Annotated in this window: 18 protein-coding genes; 3 read left to right on the forward strand and 15 right to left on the reverse strand. The window is 72.2% G+C overall.

Annotation, left to right across the window (positions count from 1 at the left end; translation table 11 throughout):
* Nucleotides 1-7: 7 nt before the first annotated feature.
* The gene (gene rsfS, locus HCK04_RS05890) at nt 8-412 is read right to left on the reverse strand and encodes a ribosome silencing factor (RefSeq protein WP_142645833.1); all 405 of its coding nucleotides are present in this window, start codon (nt 410-412) and stop codon (nt 8-10) included.
* A gap of 181 nt (nt 413-593) precedes the next feature.
* Between rsfS and HCK04_RS05895 the strand changes: the two genes are divergently transcribed.
* Nucleotides 594-869, forward strand: a complete 276-nt coding sequence (locus tag HCK04_RS05895; RefSeq protein WP_142645834.1) for a hypothetical protein — start codon at nt 594-596, stop codon at nt 867-869.
* Between the two features lie 70 nt (nt 870-939).
* Nucleotides 940-1,989 carry an MFS transporter gene (locus HCK04_RS05900; protein ID WP_142645835.1) on the forward strand — a complete coding sequence of 350 codons (1,050 nt, stop codon included), beginning with the start codon at nt 940-942 and terminating at the stop codon, nt 1,987-1,989.
* Here HCK04_RS05900 and nadD read toward each other — a convergent pair.
* Complete coding sequence (gene nadD, locus HCK04_RS05905) at nt 1,952-2,563, reverse strand: nicotinate-nucleotide adenylyltransferase (RefSeq protein ID WP_185948925.1); 612 nt, start codon at nt 2,561-2,563, stop codon at nt 1,952-1,954. The two genes, HCK04_RS05900 and nadD, sit on opposite strands and share 38 nt — an antisense overlap.
* A 105-nt stretch (nt 2,564-2,668) precedes the next feature.
* Between nadD and HCK04_RS05910 the strand changes: the two genes are divergently transcribed.
* Nucleotides 2,669-3,688 carry a M48 family metallopeptidase gene (locus tag HCK04_RS05910; RefSeq protein ID WP_142645837.1) on the forward strand — a complete coding sequence of 340 codons (1,020 nt, stop codon included), beginning with the start codon at nt 2,669-2,671 and terminating at the stop codon, nt 3,686-3,688.
* Nucleotides 3,689-3,830: 142 nt separating this feature from the next.
* Here HCK04_RS05910 and HCK04_RS05915 read toward each other — a convergent pair whose 3' ends face one another.
* The 13 genes from HCK04_RS05915 to HCK04_RS05975 form a co-directional block, all read right to left on the reverse strand.
* The gene (locus HCK04_RS05915) at nt 3,831-5,471 is read right to left on the reverse strand and encodes a serine/threonine-protein kinase (RefSeq protein ID WP_142645838.1); all 1,641 of its coding nucleotides are present in this window, start codon (nt 5,469-5,471) and stop codon (nt 3,831-3,833) included.
* A gap of 247 nt (nt 5,472-5,718) precedes the next feature.
* Entirely contained in the window at nt 5,719-6,975 is a 1,257-nt protein-coding gene (locus HCK04_RS05920; RefSeq protein WP_142645839.1) for a glutamate-5-semialdehyde dehydrogenase, read from the reverse strand.
* A complete protein-coding gene (proB, locus tag HCK04_RS05925; protein ID WP_260617131.1) occupies nt 6,968-8,113 on the reverse strand; it encodes a glutamate 5-kinase in 1,146 nt (381 codons plus the stop codon). The genes HCK04_RS05920 and proB overlap by 8 nt, the downstream gene beginning before the upstream one ends.
* A 24-nt stretch (nt 8,114-8,137) precedes the next feature.
* Nucleotides 8,138-9,487: a GTPase ObgE gene (obgE, locus tag HCK04_RS05930; RefSeq protein WP_142645840.1), complete on the reverse strand. Its 1,350-nt coding sequence runs from the start codon at nt 9,485-9,487 to the stop codon at nt 8,138-8,140.
* A 96-nt stretch (nt 9,488-9,583) separates the two neighbouring features.
* Entirely contained in the window at nt 9,584-9,841 is a 258-nt protein-coding gene (rpmA, locus tag HCK04_RS05935; protein ID WP_030505847.1) for a 50S ribosomal protein L27, read from the reverse strand.
* 45 nt (nt 9,842-9,886) lie between these two features.
* Nucleotides 9,887-10,201 carry a 50S ribosomal protein L21 gene (gene rplU / locus HCK04_RS05940; RefSeq protein ID WP_030505848.1) on the reverse strand — a complete coding sequence of 105 codons (315 nt, stop codon included), beginning with the start codon at nt 10,199-10,201 and terminating at the stop codon, nt 9,887-9,889.
* A 188-nt stretch (nt 10,202-10,389) separates the two neighbouring features.
* Nucleotides 10,390-13,395 (reverse strand): Rne/Rng family ribonuclease, encoded by a 3,006-nt coding sequence (locus HCK04_RS05945; protein ID WP_346776131.1) that lies wholly within the window; start codon nt 13,393-13,395, stop codon nt 10,390-10,392.
* 133 nt (nt 13,396-13,528) lie between these two features.
* Nucleotides 13,529-14,257, reverse strand: coding sequence for a TIGR03936 family radical SAM-associated protein (locus HCK04_RS05950; RefSeq protein ID WP_142623795.1), 729 nt, complete (start codon nt 14,255-14,257; stop codon nt 13,529-13,531).
* Nucleotides 14,258-14,351: 94 nt separating this feature from the next.
* Nucleotides 14,352-16,274: a TIGR03960 family B12-binding radical SAM protein gene (locus HCK04_RS05955; protein ID WP_142645842.1), complete on the reverse strand. Its 1,923-nt coding sequence runs from the start codon at nt 16,272-16,274 to the stop codon at nt 14,352-14,354.
* A gap of 159 nt (nt 16,275-16,433) precedes the next feature.
* Nucleotides 16,434-17,606, reverse strand: coding sequence for a rod shape-determining protein RodA (rodA, locus tag HCK04_RS05960; RefSeq protein WP_142645843.1), 1,173 nt, complete (start codon nt 17,604-17,606; stop codon nt 16,434-16,436).
* 12 nt (nt 17,607-17,618) lie between these two features.
* Complete coding sequence (gene mrdA / locus HCK04_RS05965) at nt 17,619-19,673, reverse strand: penicillin-binding protein 2 (protein ID WP_142645844.1); 2,055 nt, start codon at nt 19,671-19,673, stop codon at nt 17,619-17,621.
* Nucleotides 19,670-20,188 (reverse strand): rod shape-determining protein MreD, encoded by a 519-nt coding sequence (mreD, locus tag HCK04_RS05970; RefSeq protein WP_142645845.1) that lies wholly within the window; start codon nt 20,186-20,188, stop codon nt 19,670-19,672. Before mreD ends, mrdA begins: the two co-directional genes overlap by 4 nt.
* Before the next feature lie 3 nt (nt 20,189-20,191).
* Nucleotides 20,192-21,499, reverse strand: coding sequence for a rod shape-determining protein MreC (locus tag HCK04_RS05975; protein WP_142645846.1), 1,308 nt, complete (start codon nt 21,497-21,499; stop codon nt 20,192-20,194).
* Between the last annotated feature and the right edge of the window lie 8 nt (nt 21,500-21,507).

The raw sequence follows: 21,507 nt of genomic DNA on the forward strand, positions 1-21,507 counted from the left end.
GCGTTCGTCACCGGGCCGCCCCGTGCCCGCGCTGGGCGGCGACCCGCTTGACGCTCTCCGGCAGCTCGATGGACGGGCAGTCCTTCCACAGGCGCTCCAGCGCGTAGAAGTTGCGGTCCTCCTCGTGCTGCACGTGCACCACGATGTCGAGGTAGTCGAGCAGGACCCAGCGGCCCTCCCGCTCCCCCTCGCGGCGTACGGGTTTGGCGTCGGCCTCCACGCGCAGGCGCTCCTCGATCTCGTCGACGACCGCGCGCACCTGCCGGTCGTTGGACGCGGAGCAGAGGAGGAAGGCGTCGGTGATGACGAGCTGGTCGCTCACGTCATAGGCGATGATGTCGTCGGCCAGCTTCTCCGCGGCTGCCTCGGCCGCCACGCGCACGAGCTGGATCGATCTCTCGGATGCTGTCACGATTCGGTTCTGTCCTCCGTTGACGGGTTCTTCCAGGGTGCACAGTGTCATTCCAGGGTGCACAGTCCGCGTGCCCCGTACAACCGGCTTTCCCGGGGAGACCCTACCGGCACACCCTGTCATTCCGGTGTTATGCCCGGGATCAGGGGTTCAACGTCCTTCGGTGCCCGTGGATTCCGTCATGGGAAAGGCGGCGACCGTCGCGCCGACCCGGATCGTCCCCGGTGTGCGCGGGGCCACCGCGCCCTCGTGCAGGTCCACGATCGCGGCGAGGATCCTGCCGCGGACGTCGTGCCACAGCTCCGGCTCGACCCACAGCTCGGCGTCGGCCGTGACCCCCTCCTCGTCCGCGCGGCGCCGCCCGGCCCGCTCGCGCAGCGACTGCGCCAGCGCCTCGGCGAGCAGCGGGAAGCCGTCCCTCTGCTCGGTCAGCGGCGTGCCTCCCGCCGCCCGATAGCGGCGCTCCCTGCCTCCGCGCCGGACCCGTACGTCGGCCAGCTCGGTCAGCCCGGCGGCGTCCAGGAAGCGTGGCCGGGCCCGCGCTCGGCGCGGTGGTCGACGTCCTCGGCGCCCGGCCCGTGCTCGTCTGGACGAACGTCGTGATGGGCGCGGCGCTCTGCCTGCTGTTCCTGGTCCGCTCCCCCGCGCAGGTCTGGCTGGTGTTCGCGGTGCTCCTGCTGTACGGCGTGAGCTTCGTCGTGCTCGACGCGGCGGAGGCGGCCGTCCTGCCCGACGCCGTGCCGGAGACCCTGCTGGCCGGGGTCAACGGGCTGCGCATGAGCGCGTCGGAAGGCACGCGCCTCGCCGCGCCGCTGCTGGGCGCCGGGCTGTTCGCCGTCGCGGGCGGCGACGCGGTGGTCGCGCTCGACGCGGCCACGTTCGCGGCCGGCGCGTGGCTGCTCGGCACGCTGCGCCTGCCGGCCGCCCCCGTGCGACGCGCCCGCGTGACGCGCGGCTGGGCGGCCCGGACGGCGGAGGGGGCGCGCTTCCTGTTCCGCGACCCGCTCCTGGGCCGCCTCATGCTGTCCGGGGCCGCGCTGATGCTGGTCTCCGGCGTCAACGGGGCGCTCGTCTTCGCCGTCGTCGATCACGGCCTGCACCAGGAGCCCGGCTTCACCGGCGTGCTGTCCGCGATCCAGGGCGGCGGCACGGTGCTCGGCGGCATGATCGCGGGGCCGCTGCTGCGCCGGGCCGGCGAGGCGCGGCTGGCCGCCGCCGGAGGGCTCCTGTACGCCGCCTCGGTGGCGCTGCGGGCCCTCCCCTCGACGCCCGTCGTGGCGGCGGCGAGCCTGCTGTCCGGGCTGGGGCTGCCCTGGGTGCTGGTCGCCGCCCTCACCGCCGTGCAGCGGATCGCACCCCGCGACCTGCTGGCCACCGTCTCGGCGACCGCCAACACCGTGCTGTTCGTCCCGACCGCCGTGGGGATGGCGCTCGGCGCCGGGCTCCTCGCCCTGACCTCCTACCGCCCGGTGCTGTGGGCCGCGGCGTTCGCCGGCGCGCTCGCCGCGGCGTACGCCCGGCGGAGACCGCGCCGGGCCGTCACGACTCCGGATCGCGATACAAGCGCCGCTTGTTGATGTACTGCACGATGCCGTCGGGGACGAGATACCAGATGGGCTCCCCGGCGGCCACCCGGTCGCGGCACTCGGAGGAGGAGATCGCCAGCGCCGGGATCTCGATCAGGCTGACCTTGCCCGCCGGCAGGCCGGGGTCCTGGAGCGTGTGGCCGGGCCGGGTGCAGCCGACGAAGTGCGCGATCGTGAACAGCTCGTCGGCGTCGCGCCAGCTAAGGATCTGCGCGAGCGCGTCGGCGCCGGTGATGAAGTAGAGCTCCACGTCCGGGCCGTACGCGGCGGAGATGTCACGCAGCGTGTCGATCGTGTACGTGGGGCCCGGCCGGTCGATGTCCACCCGGCTGACCGAGAAGCGCGGGTTCGACGCGGTGGCGATCACCGTCATGAGATAGCGGTCCTCGGACGAGGACACGGTCTGCTCGGCCTTCTGCCAGGGCTGACCTGTCGGGACGAACACCACCTCGTCCAGGTTGAAGTGGTGGGCCACCTCGCTGGCCGCCACCAGGTGACCGTGGTGGATCGGGTCGAAGGTCCCGCCCATCACGCCCAGTCGCCGGATCGCCGTCCCGTTACGCATGGAACGGACGATAACGCCCCTACCGGACCAACCGGGAAACCGGCCCTCCCGTGACGGCCCGGGCGCCCCGCTGTGCCCGCGCGCGTCCGGCCCGTGAGACATAGCATGCGGAACATGACCACTCCCGATCGCAATCGCGTGCAGCTGCCCGGCATCAGCTCGCGAGCCTACGAACACCCCGCCGATCGTTCCGCCCTCGTCGCGATGCGGTCGCTGTCCGGATTCGACGCGGTGCTCAAGCGGACGTCCGGCCTGTTCAGCGAGCGCCGGCTCCGCCTCATGTTCCTGGCCTCCGCGGTGCGCACGACCGACACCCAGTTTCGCGCCCTGCACGACATGGGCCGCGACAGCGCCTACATCCTCGACCTGCACCGGATCCCCGAGATCTACGTGCAGCAGGACCCGAAGGCGTACGCGATGGCGATCGGTTTCGACGAGCCGTTCATCATCGTCTCGACCGGGCTGCTCGACCTCATGGACGACGAGGAGCTGCGCTTCGTCATCGGCCACGAGACCTCGCACATCCTGTCGGGCCACGCCGTGTACGGCACGATGCTCGCGATCCTGACCCGCCTGGCCACCCGGGTGGCCTGGATCCCGCTCGGCTACATCGGCCTGCGGGTCATCGTCGCCGCCCTGGAGGAGTGGCAGCGCAAGGCGGAGATGTCCGCCGACCGCGGCGGCCTGCTCGCCGGGCAGGACCCCGACGCCGCGCTGCGGGCGCTCATGAAGCTCGCCGGCGGCTCCCGCCTGCACGAGATGAACATCGAGGCGTTCCTCGACCAGGCCAGGGAGTACGACACCGCGGGCGACGTGCGCGACGGCCTGCTCAAGGTCCTCAACATGCTCGGCACGACCCACCCGTTCGCGGTGAGCCGCGTCGCCGAGCTCGACCGCTGGCGGCGCAGCGGAGAGTACGACCGGATCATCGCCGGCACCTACCCCCGCCGCGAGGACGACGCCAACGCCCGCCTCACCGACGAGATCAAGGCGGCGGCCAACTCCTACCGCGAGTCGTGGGCGCAGTCGCAGGACCCGTTCATCGGCGTGTTGCGCGACGTCGCCGAGGGCGCGGTCCACGCCGGCGAGCGCATCTTCAACCGCTTCGCCCGCCGCGAGAACTGACCACCGTGACCGGGCCCGGAGCCCGGGCTCCAGGGACAGGCACCGGGGCGGGCGCCGGGTAGGCCCGCCCGGACGAGCCGTGTGTGCACCGCGGCGGGCCTTCCACAGTCGTCGGAAGGCCGTCAGAAGCTGTCAGAAGCCGTCAGAAGAAGAACGCCACGGCGCGGACGGCGGCGGCGCAGAGCGCGACGAACCCGCCCAGGACGGCGAGCGCGCGCAGGCCCTCCCTCCGCAGGCCGGGAATCGCCGCACCCGCGCGCTCGATCTCCCGGCCGATGATCGCGCCGCTGACGACGCCGAACGCGATCCCGGCGATCGTCACGGGCACCGGCCGAGACCACCACTCGGGCTCCAGACGTCCCCCGGAGATCGCCCACAGCCCCGCGAACGCCACCGCGGCCGCGGGCAGCCCCGGCCACGCGACGGCCGACAACACCGAACCGGCCAGCGTGAGCGGGAACGCCAGCGCGCGCAGGCAGGCCCGGGCCCGGCCGGGTTTGCGGCGCCGTACGAGCCAGTGACTGGTCCACACCGCCCTGATCACCACCGCGAGGGCCGCCGTGATCGCGAAGGTCGCGAGCGGATAGACCACCGACACCACCACGCACGGCACGGCGAGCAGCGCGACCAGCACCAGGGCCGCGTTCCCTGTCGGGATGCCGAGCGCCCCTTCCGGCGCCCCCTCCGGCGCGGTGGCGAGTGCCGTGGCCGCCTTCACCCGCCGGGGCCGGGCGGCGGGGCCGCCGCGCCGGGCGGCCCGCTCGGCCGCCGTCGCCGGCTCCCGCGCCGTGGTCTCGGCACCCTTCCTGACCGGCTTGTCCTCCGGTTTGGCCGCCTTCCTGACCCCCGCCTTCGCGTCCGGTTTCGTGCCCGTCTTCGCGCCCGGCTTGGCGTCGGACGCGGCGCGGGCCCGTGCCGCCTCCATCGCCGTACGCGTGGTGGTCTCGGCGGCGGACGGCTCGCCCGGCGCGCGGGACGACTCCCCGGCGACCCGTGCGAGCCGCGACAGCCGGTCGGCCAGCAGCGCGGCCGTCGGGCGGCGGGCGGGGTCGCGGTGCAGGGCGGCGCGCACGAGCGGCAGCAGCGCGGCAGGCACCCCCACCAGATCGGCCTTGCCGTTCAGCACCGCGTACATCTGCGACTCGGCGGTGCCCCGGCCGAAGGTCGGCCGTCCAGTGGCGGCGAACGCCACCGTGGCGGCCCAGCCGTGCACGTCGGCGGGCGCCCCCACGGTCTCCTCGGCGAAGACCTCGGGGGCGCAGTAGCCGGGCGTGCCGAGGAACGTGCCGGTCATCGTGACCCGCGTCGCGTCGAGCACCTGGGCGATGCCGAAGTCGATCAGCACCGGCCCGTCCTCGCCCAGCAGGACGTTGGCCGGCTTGACGTCGCGATGCACGATCCCGCCCGCGTGGATGATCGCCAGAGCCGACGCGAGGCCCTGCGCCAGCGTGATGAGCCGAGACTCGGGCAGCGGCCCGTGCCGCCGTACGGCGTCGAGGAGGTTCTCCCCCTCGATGTAGTCCATGACGAGGTACGGCCGGTCACCCGACAGGTCGGCGTCGAGCACCTGGGCGACGTACGGGCTCTCGACCCGGCGCAGCGCCCGCACCTCGCGTTCGAGCCGTAATCGGGCGTCGGGATCGTTCTCGATAGGGTCGCGCAGCATCTTCAGCGCGACGCGGTCGCCCCGGCGGCCGACGGCGAGGTACACCTCACCCATGCCACCCCGGCCCAGCCGCTCCAGCAGCGCGTAGGGGCCGACCCGCCCGAGACGTCCAGCCATAGGAGCGCCAACCATAGCGGTCCGGCCGTCCGAACAGGCGGAGGCGCGCCGTCCGATCGCGATAAAACCGATGGCGCGGACAGACCGGAAGCTGATAGGGCCGCCGGCCCGAAAACCTGCCGCGCCCGCCGCCACGGACGCGGCCCAGACGCGGCCCGGACGCGGCACTGTGGAGGCGGCACTGCGGTCCCACGGGGCCGGGGACGCGGGCCTCGGCTCGCGTCCCCGGCTCACCCGCGGCCGGCGGTCACACGCGTACGTGGCCCTCGCCGGTGTAGATCCACTTGGTGGAGGTGAGCTCCGGCAGTCCCATCGGGCCCCGGGCGTGCAGCTTCTGGGTGGAGATGCCGATCTCCGCCCCGAAGCCGAACTCCCCGCCGTCGGTGAACCGGGTCGAGGCGTTCACGGCGACCGCCGCCGAGTCCACGGTCGCCACGAACCTGCGGGCGGCCTGCTGGGAGCGGGTCACGATGGCGTCGGTGTGGGCCGAGCCATACCTGCGGATGTGCGCGACCGCGTCGTCCAGCGAGTCGACGACGGCGGCGGCGATGTCGAGCGAAAGGTACTCGCTGGTGAAGTCCTCCTCGGTGGCGGCCACGACGTCGGCGCCGTAGGCCCGCACCCGCTCGTCCCCGTGGACGGTCACGCCCGCGTCCTTCAGCGCCGTCAGGGCCCTGGGCACGAACGCGTCGGCGATGGCGGCGTGCACGAGCACGGTCTCGGCCGCGTTGCACACCGATGGCCGCTGCGCCTTGGCGTTCACCAGGATCTTCAGTGCGGTGCCGATGTCGGCGTCGGCGTCCACGTACACGTGGCAGTTGCCCACGCCCGTCTCGATCACCGGCACGGTCGACTCCTCGACCACGCTGTTGATCAGCGAGGCGCCGCCGCGCGGGATCAGCACGTCGACCAGCCCGCGGGCGCGCATCAGGTGCTTGACCGACTCGCGGGTCTGCCCCGGCACGAGCTGCACGGCGTCCGCCGGCACCTCGGTCGCGGCCAGCGCCTCCTGCATGACCCGCACCAGCGCCGTGTTGGAGGAGTACGCGCTGGACGACCCGCGCAGCAGCACGCCGTTGCCGCTCTTGAGGCACAGCGCGGCCGCGTCCACGGTCACGTTGGGCCGGCCCTCGTAGATGATGCCGATGACGCCGAGCGGCACCCGCACCTGACGCAGCTCCAGGCCGTTGGGCAGTGTGCTGCCGCGCACGACCTCACCGACCGGGTCGGGCAGGTCGGCGACCTGGCGGACGGCCGCCGCGATCGCGGCGATCCGGCCGGCGTCGAGCCGCAGCCGATCGATCATCGCCTCGGAGGTGCCGTTCTCCCTGGCCCGGTCCACGTCCACGGCGTTGGCCGCGACGATCTCGTCCGTGGCGGCCTCCAGGGCGTCGGCCACGGCACGCAGCGCCGCGTCCTTCGGCGCGCGCGGCATCGGCGCGAGCACCGTCGCGGCGTCTCTCGCCGCCCGTGCGACCTTCAGGAATTCCTCTGCCTCAGACATTGCCTCGCGCTCCGTCACGAATTGTGGGCTCCAATATGACCATGTCGTCCCGGTGGATCAGCTCGCGCCGATATTCCGGGCCGAGTGTGTTCGCCAGCTCCCGGGTGGATCGGCCGAGTAACTCCGGGATCTCCCCCGCGTCGTAGTTCACCAGGCCGCGGGCGACCCGATCGCCGGACGGCCCGCACACGTCCACCGGGTCGCCCGCCGCGAAGTCGCCCTCGACCTTCACCACACCGGCCGGCAGCAGCGACTTGCGCCGCCGTACGACGGCCTCGACGGCGCCGGCGTCCAGGTAGAGGCGGCCCCGGCCGGTCGTCGCGTGGGCGAGCCACAGCAGCCGGGTGCCGGGGTGGCGGCCGCCCGGGTGGAAGCACGTGCCGATGTCGGCCCCGGCGAGCGCCTGGGCCGCGTGCGCCGCCGCCGTGAGCACGACCGGGACACCCGCCCCGGTGGCGATGCGGGCGGCCTCCACCTTGGTGATCATGCCGCCGGTGCCGACCCGGCCGGAGGTGCCCAGCTCGACGCCTTCGAGGTCTTCCGGCCCGCGGACCTCGGCGATGCGTGTCGCGCCGTCCTTGCGGGGGTCGCCGTCATACAGCGCGTCGACGTCCGACAGCAGCACCAGCCCGTCGGCGTGGATCAGGTGGGCGACCAGCGCGGCCAGCCGGTCGTTGTCGCCGAACCGGATCTCGTCGGTGGCCACCGTGTCGTTCTCGTTGACGACGGGCATGATGCCCAGCTCGAGCAGCCGGGCCAGCGCCCGCTGCGCGTTGCGGTGGTGCGACCGGCGCATCATGTCGTCGGCGGTCAGCAGCACCTGCCCCACGCGCAGGCCATACCTGGCGAACGACGAGGTGTAGCGGGCGACCAGCACCCCCTGCCCCACCGAGGCCGCCGCCTGCTGCGTGGCCAGGTCCCTGGGCCGGTCGCGCAGTCCCAACGGCCCCAGCCCGGCGGCGATCGCGCCGGACGACACGAGCACGATCTGCGTGCCGGCCGTACGCCGGGCCGCCAGCACGTCGACCAGCGCGTCCACCCGGTCGACGTCGATCGTGCCCCGGGGCGTCGTCAGCGACGACGACCCCACCTTGACCACCAGCCGCGCGGCCTCGCGGATCCGTTCCCTGCCTGTCACGCCCTCTCCCACTCCGGCCCCCGATCAGCCGAGTCTGGCGTCGGTGCCACGCGGTCCCATGGTCGCCCCGGTGCCATGCGACGGCTGCCAGTCGAAGACGTAGCCGCCCTCCATCGGGCCGATGATCACCTCGGCGCCGGCCGTCGCACCGGCCTTGATCAGCTCCTCCTCGACGCCGAGCCGTTCGAGCCGGTCGGCCAGATAGCCGACGGCCTCGTCGTTGGAGAAGTCGGTCTGGCGGATCCACCGCTCGGGCTTCTCGCCGGTCACCTGGAAACGGTTCTCGTCGATCCTGCGTACGGCGAAGCCGGTCTCGCCGAGCTGCCTGGGCCGGATGACCAGTCGGGTGGGCTCCTCCACCGGGGCCTGCGCCCGGGCGGCGGCCACCATCTCCGCCATCGCGTACGCCAGGGGCCGCAGGCCCTCGTGGCTGGCCGCGGAGATCTCGAAGACGCGCAGTCCGCGCTCCTCCAGCATGGGCGTGACGATGTCGGCCAGGTCACGTCCGTCGGGGACGTCCACCTTGTTGAGCGCGACCAGCCGCGGCCGGTCCTGCAACGAGCCGTACGCCGCGAGCTCGGCCTCGATCACCTCGAAGTCGGTGACCGGGTCGCGCCCCGGCTCGATCGTCGCGCAGTCGAGCACGTGCACGATCGTCGAGCAGCGCTCGACGTGCCGCAGGAACTCGTGACCGAGGCCCCGGCCCTCGGACGCCCCCGGGATGAGCCCCGGCACGTCGGCGACCGTGAAGACCGTCTCGCCCGCCGTCACCACGCCCAGGTTGGGGATGAGCGTGGTGAACGGATAGTCGGCGATCTTGGGGCGGGCCGCGGAGAGCGCCGCGATCAGCGACGACTTGCCCGCGTTGGGGAACCCGACCAGCGCCACGTCGGCGACGGTCTTGAGTTCGAGCACGATCTCGGCCTCGTCACCCGGCTCGCCCAGCAGCGCGAAGCCGGGGGCCTTGCGCTTGGCGTTGGCGAGCGCGGCGTTGCCGAGGCCGCCGAAGCCGCCCTGCGCGGCCACATAACGGGTGCCGGAGCCGACGAGGTCGACCAGCACCTCGCCGGTCCTGGCGTCCTTCACGACCGTGCCGTTGGGCACGGGCAGGACGATGTCCTCGCCGTTGGCGCCGTCCCGGTTGGAGCCCATGCCCTGCTTGCCGTTGCCCGCGCGGCGGTGCGGACGGTGGTGATACTCCAGCAGGGTGGAAGTGTTGGGATCCACCTCCAGGATGACGTCGCCGCCGCGCCCGCCGTTGCCGCCGTCGGGCCCGCCGAGCGGCTTGAACTTCTCCCGGTGGATGGAGGCGCAGCCGTTGCCCCCGTCACCCGCCTTGATGTGCAGGACGACGTGGTCCACGAAGTCGGCCATCAGCCGCTCCCCCTTACTGCCGTATGAAAAAACGAATGAGGCGGACCGAATGCTCGATCCGCCTCATCGCGCTGCTTGTGGGTGTCCTGGGCGGATCTACTCCGCGGCCGGGACGATGCTCACCGCGCGGCGACCGCGCTTGGTGCCGAACTGCACCCGGCCCGTGGCCAGGGCGAACAGCGTGTCGTCGCCACCACGGCCGACGTTGTCGCCGGGGTGGAAGTGCGTGCCGCGCTGACGGACGATGATCTCGCCGGCGTTCACCAGCTGGCCACCGAAACGCTTCACGCCGAGACGCTGAGCGTTCGAGTCACGACCGTTCCGGGTGGACGAGGCGCCCTTCTTGTGTGCCATGATTCACTCCCTTTCGGGGGTAAGCGGGGGTCGTCCCCCGGGAAACTACTGTCCGGGGTTGATGCCGGTGACCTTGACCTGGGTGTACCGCTGGCGGTGACCCTGGCGCTTCTTGTATCCGGTCTTGTTCTTGTACTTCAGAATCCGGATCTTCGGCCCCTTCGTCTCGCCGAGGATCTCGGCGGTCACCTGGAACCGGGAAAGCGTGGCGGCGTCGGTGGTGACATCGCCGTCGTTGACGACGAGCACCGCCGGCAGCGACACCGAGGACCCAACCTCGCCGGCGACCTTGTCCACCTCGAGGACGTCCCCGACGGAGACCTTCTGCTGCCTGCCGCCGCAACGAACGATCGCGTACACCGCGGAACCCTTCTACTGGCTAAATGCTGAGATGCCGCGCCCCGCATCCAGCTGCTGTCGATAAAACGACCGGCGATCCGGGCAGGCGCGCGAAGCCAGGCACGCCGACACCAGGCGCACCGGTTGACTAGGGTACCGGATATCCGGTACCCAGGTCGAACCGAGCGGACCGCCGGTTGACGAAGTCGCTACTCCGCCGTCTTCCTGCGGGAACGTCGCCGTCCCCGGGAAGACGACGCGGAGCCGTCGCCCCCGTCGGAGTCGGAGGAATCGGCGTCGATGGCGTCGGTGACGCTCTCGCGCACCGAGCCCGCCGCCGCGGCGACGGAGCCCTCGCTCGCCGCCACCTTCTCGGCCACCGCCTTTTCGATGGCCATCTTGCCCTGCGTGCCACGTGGCTCGGGCTTCGCCTCGACCGGTTCGGTCGACACGATGATCCCGCGCCCGTGGCAGCAGTCACACGGCGTGGAGAACGCCTCCAGCAGGCCCTGGCCGACCCGCTTACGCGTCATCTGCACCAGGCCGAGCGAGGTGACCTCCGCCACCTGGTGCTTGGTCCGGTCGCGCGCCAGGCACTCCAGCAGCCGCCGGAGCACCAGGTCGCGGTTGCTCTCCAGGACCATGTCGATGAAGTCGATCACGATGATGCCGCCGATGTCCCGCAGCCTGAGCTGGCGGACGATCTCCTCGGCCGCCTCCAGGTTGTTGCGGGTGACGGTCTCCTCGAGGTTGCCGCCCTGCCCGGTGAACTTGCCGGTGTTGACGTCGACGACGGTCATCGCCTCGGTCCTGTCGATCACCAGCGAGCCGCCGGACGGCAGCCACACCTTGCGCTCCATCGCCTTGGCGATCTGCTCGTCGATGCGGTAGGCGGCGAACGCGCCGGTCTCGCCCTCCCACTTCGACAGCCGATCGGCCAGGTGCGGGGCGACGTAGCGGACGTACTCGTCCACCGTCGTCCACGCGTCGTCGCCCTCGACGACCAGGGAGCTGAAGTCCTCGTTGAAGACGTCGCGGACCACCCGGATGGTCAGGTCGGGCTCGCCGGACAGCAGCTCCGGCGGGCTGGCCGACTTGGCCTTGCGCTGGATGTTCTCCCACTGGGCCGACAGCCGGGCGACGTCGCGGCTGAGCTCCTCCTCCGAGGCGCCCTCCGCGGCGGTACGCACGATCACGCCCGCGTTCTCCGGCATGACCTTGCGCAGGATCTGCTTGAGCCGGGCCCGTTCCTTGTCGGGCAGCTTGCGGCTGATCCCGGTCATCGAGCCGTCCGGCACATAGACCAGATAGCGGCCGGGGAGGCTGATCTGCGAGGTCAGCCGGGCGCCCTTGTGACCGATCGGGTCCTTGGTGACCTGCACGAGCACCGACTGCCCGGACTTCAGCGCCGCCTCGATGCGCTTGGGCTGGCCCTCCAGCCCCGCGGTGTCGAAGTTCACCTCGCCGGCGTACAGCACGGCGTTGCGGCCCTTGCCGATGTCCACGAACGCCGCCTCCATCGAGGGCAGCACGTTCTGGACCTTGCCGAGGTAGACGTTGCCGACGTACGACTGGCTGGACTCCCGGTCGACGTAGTGCTCGACGAGGACGCCGTCCTCCAGCACCGCGATCTGGGTGCGGCCGCCCTGGCGGCGCACGACCATGATCCGCTCGACCGACTCGCGCCGGGCCAGGAACTCCGACTCGGTGATGATCGGGGGACGGCGGCGGCCCAGCTCGCGGCCCTCACGGCGGCGCTGCTTCTTGGCCTCCAGCCGGGTCGATCCGCGCACGCCCTGGACCTCGTCCACGGAGGTGGACCTGGTCGCGCGGGGCGCCCGGATGCGGACGACGGTGTTCGGCGGGTCGTCGGGGGTCAGATCGGCGTCCTCGGTGCCCCGGCGGCGGCGACGGCGACGGCGGCGGGTGCCGGTCTGGCCCTCGGAGTCGTCCTCCGCCTGCTCGCGGTCGTCCTCCTCGGCCGACGCGGCCTGGGGCTCCTCGCCCTCGCTCTCCTGCTCCTCGCCGTCCTCGGCGTCCCTGGCGCGGGCACCGCGGCCGCGGCCGCCCCTGCGGCGGCGACGACGGCGGGTGCCGCCCTCGCCCTCGGAGTCGTCATCGCCGGAATCGACGGTCTCCTCCGGCTCCTCCGCCTCGGCTTCCTCGTCCTCAGCCGGCACCGGCTCGGCCGGGGGCGTCGCCGCCCTCTGCACGGGCACCGCGTACGGATCAGGGGCCTGGAAGATCGGCTGGAACAGCGCCGACGGCGCCTGGAAGGTCACCGAGGGCACGGCCGGCTGCTGCGCGGACAGCCCGAAGGGGTCGGCCACCACGTCCAGGCGATCGCCGTCCTCGTCGTCGGCCTCTTCCAGGTCGACGTCCTCGATGTCGAGCGGCTCGTCGTCCAGCGGCTCCTCGTCGGGGAGGTTGAGCCGCAGCGCGGCGTCGACCTCCGCCTCGGCGGCGCTCATCGCCCTGGATCGTTCCGGCTCCGGCTCTTCCGCGCGGACGCGGCGGCGCCGCCTCGACGTGGCAGGCTGCTCGGCCGGCACGTCCTGCACCGCTTCGGTCTGCGCCGTTTCCGTCTGTGCCGTTTCCGTCTGTGCCGCTTCGGCCTGTGCCGTTTCGGCCTGCTGGGGCGTCTCGGTCTCGTCGGTCCGCTTGCGGCTCCGGCGACGCCGGGTGGGCGCGGGCGGCTCGTCCTGCGCGGCAGGCGCCGTCTCCGCGGTGGCCGGCACGGTCTCCGCGGCGGTCTCCGCGGCCGCCGGTGGCGTCTCCGCCGGGGCCGTCTCCATTGGGGCCGTCTCCATTGGGGCCGTCACGGCCTCCGCGGTCACCGGCGGCTGCTCGGCGACCGGCTCCTCCGCGGCCTTGGTGCGGCGGCGGGTCACCCGCTTGGGCTTCTCCTTCGCGGCAGGCTCCTCCTGCGCGGGAGCCGCCACGGGCTCGGCCACGGAGGCCACGGTGGTTTCCGCGCTCTTCGGCACGGTGCCGCGGGCGCTCTTCGGCGCGGTGGTCTCCACGGCCTTGGGCATGGTGGCCGCGGCCACGGTGGTCACCGGCGGCGGCAGGTCGTCGGGCTCGGGCGGTGGCCCGGCCGGACGGCTCGCCGACCGGCGGCGCCGGGTCGTGGATACGACCGAAGGACCGGAAGAAACGACCTCTCCCCCGGTCTGCCGGCGTTCTTCTGTTGTCGTGTCACTGTCAAGGCTCACAGCCCCGTCAGTGGGCTCGTTGTCGAGCATGCGGGCGCTCTCCCGTCAGCCTCCGGGCACGTTGCCGCGCCGCGCGAAGGCTCTCGTCTCTCGCGGTCCGCCGGGCTTCCTGTCGGCGCCTCGGCGGCAAGTCTTATCGGTCTCCGCCTGCCCGGTCGAAGGCGAACGGGTCGGCGGGCTCACCGGTCGCGTCGAGCGGCCCCTGCGCCAGCCTGGTCACCGCAGCGGGTGACGGCGGCGCGAAGCCTGCCACGAGACGCAGACCCATGAGCACGTCATCGGGCCGGACGGCAGGTGTTTCGTGCCGAACAACCATACGAAGTATGACACACGGTTGAACGGTCTCCTGACCTGCCGTAATTCCCGGCTCCCCCACGACGGCCAGCGAACGCACCGCCTGGCGGGCGTCGAACCGCCGCATTCCCTTCTTGGTCAGACGCTCGACCTCCACCAGATCGGCCGAGAGGAACTCCTTCACCGCCCGCTCCGCCTCGCCCGGATCGGCTCCGGGGAGCCGCAGCTCCCACATCGAGCCCTCCAGCCGGTCGGCCAGGTTCCCGTCCCGCGCCTCCACCACGTCGAGCACGTCGAGCCCCGGCGGCAGCGAGGCGTCGAGGTCGTCGCGAACCCGCCGCGGGTCGCACGGCCGGTTCACCCCGATCTCCAGGTATTCGGCCTCGCTCGCCACTCCGGTGGGGGCGGCGCCGGCGTAGGAGATCTTCGGGTGAGGGCTGAAGCCGGCGCTGTAGGCCACCGGAATGCCCGCTCGCCGCACCGCCCTTTCGACGGCGCGGGAGATGTCGCGGTGGCTGGTGAAACGCAGGCGGCCCCGCTTGGCGTAGCGCACACGAAGGCGCTGCACGGTGGGTTCGGGCGCGGGCCCGTCGGGAACGGGTTTCAGAGTTCCGTCGTCCTTCCGCTGTCGGTCGATCGTCTTTCAGGATAGGCCGTGACCGTCAGATCACGGTGAGTGGCAGCAGTTTTCTGCCCGTGGGGCCGATCTGGATCTCCGTCCCCATCGTGGGGCAGACGCCGCAGTCGTAGCAGGGCGTCCAGCGGCAGTCCTCGACCTCGACCGTGTTCAGCGCGTCCTGCCAGTCCTGCCACAGCCACTCGCGGTCGAGACCGGCGTCGAGGTGGTCCCAGGGGAGCACCTCGTGCTCGTCCCGCTCGCGCGTCGTGTACCAGTCCACGTCGACCGGCTCGTCGGCGAAGGCGCGCTCGGCCGCGGCCATCCACCGCTCGAACGAGAAGTGCTCGCTCCATCCGTCGAACCTGCCGCCGTCCTCCCAGACGGCCCGGATGACCCGGCCCACCCGGCGGTCGCCCCGCGACAGCAGCCCCTCCACGATCGACGGCTTGCCGTCGTGGTAGCGGTAGCCGATGGCCCTGCCGTACTCCTTGTCGGAGCGCAGGGCGTCGCGCAGCGCGCGCAGCCGGCGGTCCACCGTCTCGTGGTCGCACTGGGCGGCCCACTGGAACGGCGTGTGCGGCTTGGGCACGAACCCGCCGATGGAGACCGTGCAGCGGATGTCGCGCGAGCCCGTCGCCTCGCGGCCCGCCTTGATGACCTTCTTGGCCAGGTCGGCGATGCCGAGGACGTCCTCGTCCTCCTCGGTCGGGAGCCCGCACATGAAGTAGAGCTTCACCTGCCGCCAGCCGTTGGAGTAGGCGGTGGTGACCGTGCGGATCAGGTCCTCCTCGGTGACCATCTTGTTGATCACCTTGCGCATCCGCTCGGACCCGCCCTCCGGCGCGAACGTGAGACCGGAACGGCGGCCGTTGCGGGACAGCTCGTTCGCCAGGTCGATGTTGAACGCGTCGACCCGGGTGGAGGGCAGGGACAGGCCGACCTGGCTGCCCTCGTAACGGTCGGCGAGGCCCTTGGTGACGTCGGCGATCTCGGAGTGGTCCGCGCTGGACAGCGACAGCAGCCCGACCTCGCTGAAGCCGGACTCCCTGATCCCCGCCTCGACCATGTCGCCGATCGTGGTGATCGACCGCTCCCGCACCGGACGGGTGATCATCCCCGCCTGGCAGAAGCGGCAGCCCCGGGTGCAGCCCCGGAAGATCTCGACGCTGAACCGCTCGTGCACGGTCTCGGCGAGCGGGACCAGCGGTTTCTTCGGGTAGGGCCACTCGTCGAGGTCCATGACCGTGTGCTTGAACACGCGCGTCGGCACGCCGTCGCGGTTGGGGACGACGCGCATGATGCGGCCGTCCGGGTGGTACTCGACGTCATAGAACTTCGGGACGTACACCCCGCCGGTGGAGGCGAGGCGCAGCAGCAGCTCGTCGCGGCCGCCGGGCGAGCCCTCGGCCTTCCACTCGCGCAGCACCTCGGAGATCGCGATGGCGATCTGCTCGCCGTCGCCGAGCACGGCGGCGTCGAGGAAGTCGGCGATCGGCTCCGGGTTGAACGCGGCGTGGCCGCCCGCCAGAACGATCGGGTCCTCGTCGGTGCGGTCCACCGCCTCCAGCGGGATCCCCGCCAGGTCGAGCGCGGTGAGGAGGTTGGTGTAGCCCAGCTCGGTGGCGAACGACACCCCGAGGATGTCGAACGCGCGAACCGGCCGGTGACCGTCCACGGTGAACTGCGGGACACCCTCGGACCGCATGAGCGCCTCGAGGTCGGGCCACACCGCGTAGGTGCGCTCCGCCAGCGTCTCGGGCAGCTCGTTGAGGATCTCGTAGAGGATCTGCACCCCCTGGTTGGGCAGGCCGACCTCGTAGGCGTCCGGGTACATCAGGGCCCACCGGACGGTCGCCTCGTCCCAGTCCTTGACCGTCGAGTTCAGCTCGCCCCCGACGTACTGGATCGGCTTCTGCACCTTGGGCAGCAGCGGCTCCAGGCGGGGAAACAACGACTCGACAGACATGTATCCAGGGTATCGGCTCCGGAGAGTGGCCCCTGCGGATCTTCCGTCCTCAGCAGGGGTGCCAGATCGGGCCGCCCGCGCGGCGAGACCGGGCGGTGACCCGGCTCGCCGTAGGCCGCGGCGTCCCGGCGCCCGGCGCGAGGCACCGGGCGGCGCGGATCACCCGGGCCGCGACCTGAGATGGATCGCCTGCAGGATGGCCACCGCCGTCATGTTCGCGAACGTCGCCGTGCCGCCGTAGGAGACGAACGGCAGCGGCACGCCGGTGATCGGCATGATTCCGATCGTCATGCCGACGTTGACGAGGGTCTGGAAGCCCAGCCACGCGACGATGCCGCCGGAGACGAGCGCACTGAACCGGTCGTTGCACATCCGGGCGATCCGCACGCCGCGCAGCAGCACCACGCCGAGCAGGGCCACCACGGTGACCGACCCGACGAAGCCGAGCTCCTCGCCCGCGACGGTGAAGATGAAGTCGGTGTGCTGCTCGGGCACGAAGCGACCCGTGGTCTGGCCGCCGTGGAACAGGCCCTTGCCGAACACCTCGCCCGACCCGATCGCCACGAGCGCCTGCGTGCTGTTGTAGCCCACGCCGCGCGGGTCGCTCGACGGGTCGATGAGCGCGGTGAACCGCGCCACCTGGTAGGGCTTGAGCAGCCCCAGCGCCCACACCGCCACCCCCGCGAGGCCCGCGAGCAGCACCCCGGCCAGCACCCAGCGCTTGCGTATCCCGGCGAAGACGATGATCGCGCCGGTCGTCGCCATCAGCACCATCGTGGTGCCGAGGTCGGGCTGCAGCATGACCAGCGCCGCCGCCCCGCCCGCCGCCGCCAGCGACAGCGCGAGACCGGAGCCCCTCGGCCGGTCCTTGGTCTTCCCCTTCTCGGACACCGGGGCCAGCAGCCGCGCCAGCATCACCACCAGCGCCGGCTTCATCAGCTCGGCGGGCTGCAGGGCGAAACCCCCGCCGAGCAGGATCCACGAGTGGTGGCCGTTGACCGTCGAACCCATCGGGCTGATCACCAGGATCAGCCCGAGGACGGCGATGCCGTACAGGACCGGCGCGTACGTGCGCAGCCAGCGGTAGTCGGTCACCGCGATCGCGCTGTAGAGGGCCAGGCCGATGAGCAGGTTGAGCACGTGCTTCTTGGCCATGCCCGTCGGCTCGATCGACGACCACGTGCGGGTGGCCGACCACACCAGCAGCGTGCCGATCGCGCTGAGCGCGACCACCGCGCCGAACAGCAGCCAGTCCATCCGCCAGACGACCGATCCCCTGCCGACGACGCGGCTCGCGAACGACCTCCGCCTTACCCCGAGGGCTTCAGTCATGGCAGATCCGCCTCACTGCGTTTCGCGGCTGATGGCCGGCAGCCGCGTCGCCGGTTTGCCGTCCGGAAGCGCCGGCTTGAGCGGCTTGCCGTCGTTCCCCTTGCCGAGGCCGTAGATCCCCTCCCAGATGCGCCGCACGGCGGGCGCGGCGGTCGAGGCGCCGAAGCCGCCCTGCGCCACCATGACCACGGTGACCAGCCGCGGATTGTCCGCAGGCGCGAAGGACGCGAACCACGACGTGTCCTCCTTGCCGTAGACCTCTGCCGTACCGGTCTTGCCGCCGATCTTGACGACGTTCATCGGGAACCCGCGGAACGCGCCGGCGGCCGTGCCGTCCGAGGGCACCTCGCTGAGCGCCTTGCGGATGTAGGTGCGGGTCTCGTCGTTGACCGGGAGGCGCCCCACGACCGGGACCGGGATCTCCTTCTTAAGGGTGCCGTCCGGCCGCATCAGCGCCCAGCCGACACGCGGGCTGCGCACCTGGCCGTCGCCCAGCAGCGCCGCGTACGCCCGCGCGAGCTGGAGCGGGGTGACCAGCACGTCGCCCTGGCCGATCGAGAGGTTGACCGCCTCGTAGGCGTGGAAGATCATGCCCTCCAGGCAGTTCTCGTTGGCCAGCCGCTTGGCGAACGCCGCCCGGCTCTGGTCCTTCATCTCCGGGTAGCCGATCTTGGCCCGCTTGCACATCTCCGACTTCGTCGTGTTGTACAGGTCGAGCTTCCAGGCGCGGGTCGGGATGCGGCCCGCGGACTCGCCGGGCAGGTCGATGCCGGTGCGCTTGCCGAAGCCGTAGGCCTTGGCCATGTTCGGCATCGGCTCCTTGACCTTGGCCTTGGGCGTCTTGCCGCCGTCGCGCAGCCACTCCTCATATCCGGCGCGGTAGAACACGGTGTCACACGACTTGACCAGCGCCTCGTGCAGCGAGATCGCGCCCAGGCTCATGCCGCCCGCGTTCGGGTACGACCTGCCCTCGACGTTGTAGGAGCTCGGGCACTGGTAGGTGCCGTGCAGGGGCTGCCCATCGGCGATCATCGCCGACACCGAGCTGATCTTGAAGGTCGAACCCGGCGCGTACTCGCCGGCGATCGCCCGCGACACCAGCGGCTTGCCCGACTTGTCCGACAGCAGCCACCGGTAGTCCTTCTCCGAGATGCCGCCCGTCCAGACCTTGGGGTCGTACGTCGGCCGGCTGGCCATCGCGATCACGCGACCGGTCTTGATGTCGAGCACCACGCCTGCGGCGCCGTCGGAGCGGGGCACCTCCTGCATGGCCTGGTCCAGCGACTTCTCCACGATGCGCTGCACCTTGGCGTCGATGCTGGTCACCAGGACGTCGCCGGGGACCGGGTCGGACGCCTGGTTGACCGTGATGACCTTGCCCATCCGGTCGACCTGGACGTTGCGCAGGCCGGGCGTGCCGCGCAGTGCGGAATCGTAGGTGCGCTCGAGCCCGTCGCGGCCGGTGAGGTCGACGCCCGAATAGTTGGCCTTGAGACCCTCGCGCTTTTCCAGCTCGCTCTCCGTCACCGGCTGCAGGTAGCCGAGGAGCTGGGCGGCGTCCTTTCCGTTGGGATAGTCGCGCAGCGCCTGGATGTCGGCCGTGACGCCGGGGAAGTCCTCCTGGCGCTCCAGGATCTGCAGCGCCGCCCGGGGATTGACGTTGTTGGCGACCGGGATCGGCGTGTACGGCGAGCCGGGCCAGCACGGGCGGCTGATGCCCGGGCCGCACGCCCGGATCTCCTGCTTCAGCTTCGCGAGCGGCACCTTCAGCACGGCGGACAACCGGCGCAGAACCGCGTCGCCGCCGTCCGGCATCCGCTCAAGCCGGCCGCGGTCCACGGAGACCACCAGCGTCGTACGGTTGCGCACGAGCGGGCGGCCGGAGGAGTCGAGGATCGCCCCACGCAGAGCGGGCACCCGCACCTCACGGGTGCGCGTCTCCGTCGCGACCGTGACGAACCGCGGCCCCTGCACCACCTGGACCTGCCACAGCCGGACGACGAGCACCACGATCATGGCGATGACCAGCACCTGCAGGACGATCAGGCGTCCGCGCAAACGTGTCATGCCGTCCCCCGTCTCCAGCTCGGCACGAGCTCGCCACCGCCTGCGCGCCTGCGATGGCCGCCGTGCGTGACCTTGACCGCCCAGAGCGCCAGTGGAGCGGCCACGAGATTGCAGATCGCGGCCCGGGGCCATGCCGTGGCCAGCACCGACCAGGTGACCCCCGGCGCGCCGATCAACGCGCCCAGGCCCGCCAGCATGCCGGGCGCGAGCACGGCGCACGCCGCCACCGCGAACAGCGGCACCCGATCTCCCAACCGCCCGGCCGCGTAGCCGAGGGCGCACAGCACCAGCGCGTACTGGCCCAGCGTGTGGTTCGAGGGAGGCAGCAGGTCATAGGCGAGCCCGCCGCAGAAGCCGATCACCGCGCCCGGGACGGCCCCGCGCCTGGTCGCGAGCGCGGCCACCGTCACCAGCACCAGGTCGGGCGCCCAGGAAAGCAGCAGCCGGTTGACCACACTGACCTGGAGCACCAGAGCCACGAAGAGCAGCAGCGCGGCGAGGAGGTTGCGGCCCATCGGTCAGTTCCTTTCACCGTGGCCGTCGTGCTGCCGAGGCGCGTCGCGCGGCTCCACGGCCGGCGGCCGGTGCGCGGCGGGCGATCGGTGCGCGGCGGGCTGCTCGTGGACCTGCCGCCCCTGCGCCTGCCGTTCCTGCGCCGGCTGCTCGCGCCTCTGCTCCTGCGCCTGCCGTTCTTGGGCGTACTGCTCCTGTGCGCGCTGCTCTTGGGCGCGCTGCTCGCTGTCCACGGCCTGCGTGCCGTGCCGGCCGCGCCGCTCCTGCGCGGCCTCGGGCCGGCCCTCGCGCACCTGCGGTCCGGTCGCGGCCCGCGCCTCGTCGCCCGCGCCGCGACTGCGGCCGTCGAGCCCCCACTCGGCCTCCAGCGAGGCGCGTCCCTGCCCCCGGGCGTCGCCGCGCCGCTGGTCCTCGCGCGGCGGCTTCGGCGGCGGTGGCGGCTTCGGCGGCAGCACCGCGTCGCGCGGATCACGCTTCGGCGCCGCGACCACCACGCCGACGACGTCCAGCGCGGAGAAGTCGGTGAAGGGCCGCGCGTAGGCCGTCCTCGTCACCTCACCCGGCGTGTTGTCCACCCGCTCGACCACGCCGATCGGCACCCCCGGCACGTACGGCTTGCTCTGCTGGGAGCCGAACGAGACGATCCGGCGGCCCACGCCGATCGGCACGGTGGAGTCGAGCAGGCGGAACCTGACGAGGTTGCCGCCGCCGCCCGCCTCGCCGAGGCCGCTCACGACGCCGAGCTCGTTGCCGCCCTCCAACCTGGCCCCGGCCGACAGGGCCGGGTCGGTCAGGAGCGCCACCGTCGAGCCGTCCGGGCCCGCCTGGACGACGCGGCCGACCAGCCCGGCGTCGCTGAGCACCGTCATGTCGGGCCGGATCCCGTCGCCGGTGCCGGCGTCGATCTCGACCGTGTCCTCGAAACCGGCCACCGTACGCCGCGCGACGACCTGGGCCGGCACGATGCGGTAGCGGCCGAGACCCGCCAGCCCGAGCATGCTGTCGAGCTTGTCGGCCCGTGCCCTGTCGAGCTTCTGCGCCGACACCTCGTCGCGCAGCCGCGCGTTCTCCTTGCGCAGGTCGGCGATGGTGCGCCGCGCGGAGGGCGCGTCGCGCACCATGCCGACGAATCCGGTGATCGGGCTGGTGACGGCGGCACCGACGCGCTCGGCCTTCCCGAACACGGCACTCGCGAAGTCGCGCACCGGGCCGAGGACGCGGTTGTTCCCGGCCCGGTGATCCACGGTGATGAGGATCAGCGCCACGGCGAGGAGGATTCCGAGCGTGAGACGGGCGCGACGGGTGTCTCTCATGACGCTCC

Source organism: Microbispora sp. CL1-1, assembly GCF_012034195.1.
GTDB lineage: Bacteria > Actinomycetota > Actinomycetes > Streptosporangiales > Streptosporangiaceae > Microbispora.

Excerpts from the sequence above, each read along its gene's own strand:
- HCK04_RS05895 (WP_142645834.1), top strand. The coding sequence starts at position 594 with ATGGGAAAGGCGGCGACCGTCGCGCCGACCCGGATCGTCCCCGGTGTG.
- nadD (WP_185948925.1), bottom strand. The coding sequence starts at position 2,563 with ATGCGTAACGGGACGGCGATCCGGCGACTGGGCGTGATGGGCGGGACC.
- HCK04_RS05910 (WP_142645837.1), top strand. The coding sequence starts at position 2,669 with ATGCGGAACATGACCACTCCCGATCGCAATCGCGTGCAGCTGCCCGGC.
- HCK04_RS05915 (WP_142645838.1), bottom strand. The coding sequence starts at position 5,471 with ATGGCTGGACGTCTCGGGCGGGTCGGCCCCTACGCGCTGCTGGAGCGG.
- HCK04_RS05920 (WP_142645839.1), bottom strand. The coding sequence starts at position 6,975 with ATGTCTGAGGCAGAGGAATTCCTGAAGGTCGCACGGGCGGCGAGAGAC.
- obgE (WP_142645840.1), bottom strand. The coding sequence starts at position 9,487 with ATGGCCGACTTCGTGGACCACGTCGTCCTGCACATCAAGGCGGGTGAC.
- rpmA (WP_030505847.1), bottom strand. The coding sequence starts at position 9,841 with ATGGCACACAAGAAGGGCGCCTCGTCCACCCGGAACGGTCGTGACTCG.
- HCK04_RS05955 (WP_142645842.1), bottom strand. The coding sequence starts at position 16,274 with ATGTCTGTCGAGTCGTTGTTTCCCCGCCTGGAGCCGCTGCTGCCCAAG.
- rodA (WP_142645843.1), bottom strand. The coding sequence starts at position 17,606 with ATGACTGAAGCCCTCGGGGTAAGGCGGAGGTCGTTCGCGAGCCGCGTC.
- mrdA (WP_142645844.1), bottom strand. The coding sequence starts at position 19,673 with ATGACACGTTTGCGCGGACGCCTGATCGTCCTGCAGGTGCTGGTCATC.
- mreD (WP_142645845.1), bottom strand. The coding sequence starts at position 20,188 with ATGGGCCGCAACCTCCTCGCCGCGCTGCTGCTCTTCGTGGCTCTGGTG.
- HCK04_RS05975 (WP_142645846.1), bottom strand. The coding sequence starts at position 21,499 with ATGAGAGACACCCGTCGCGCCCGTCTCACGCTCGGAATCCTCCTCGCC.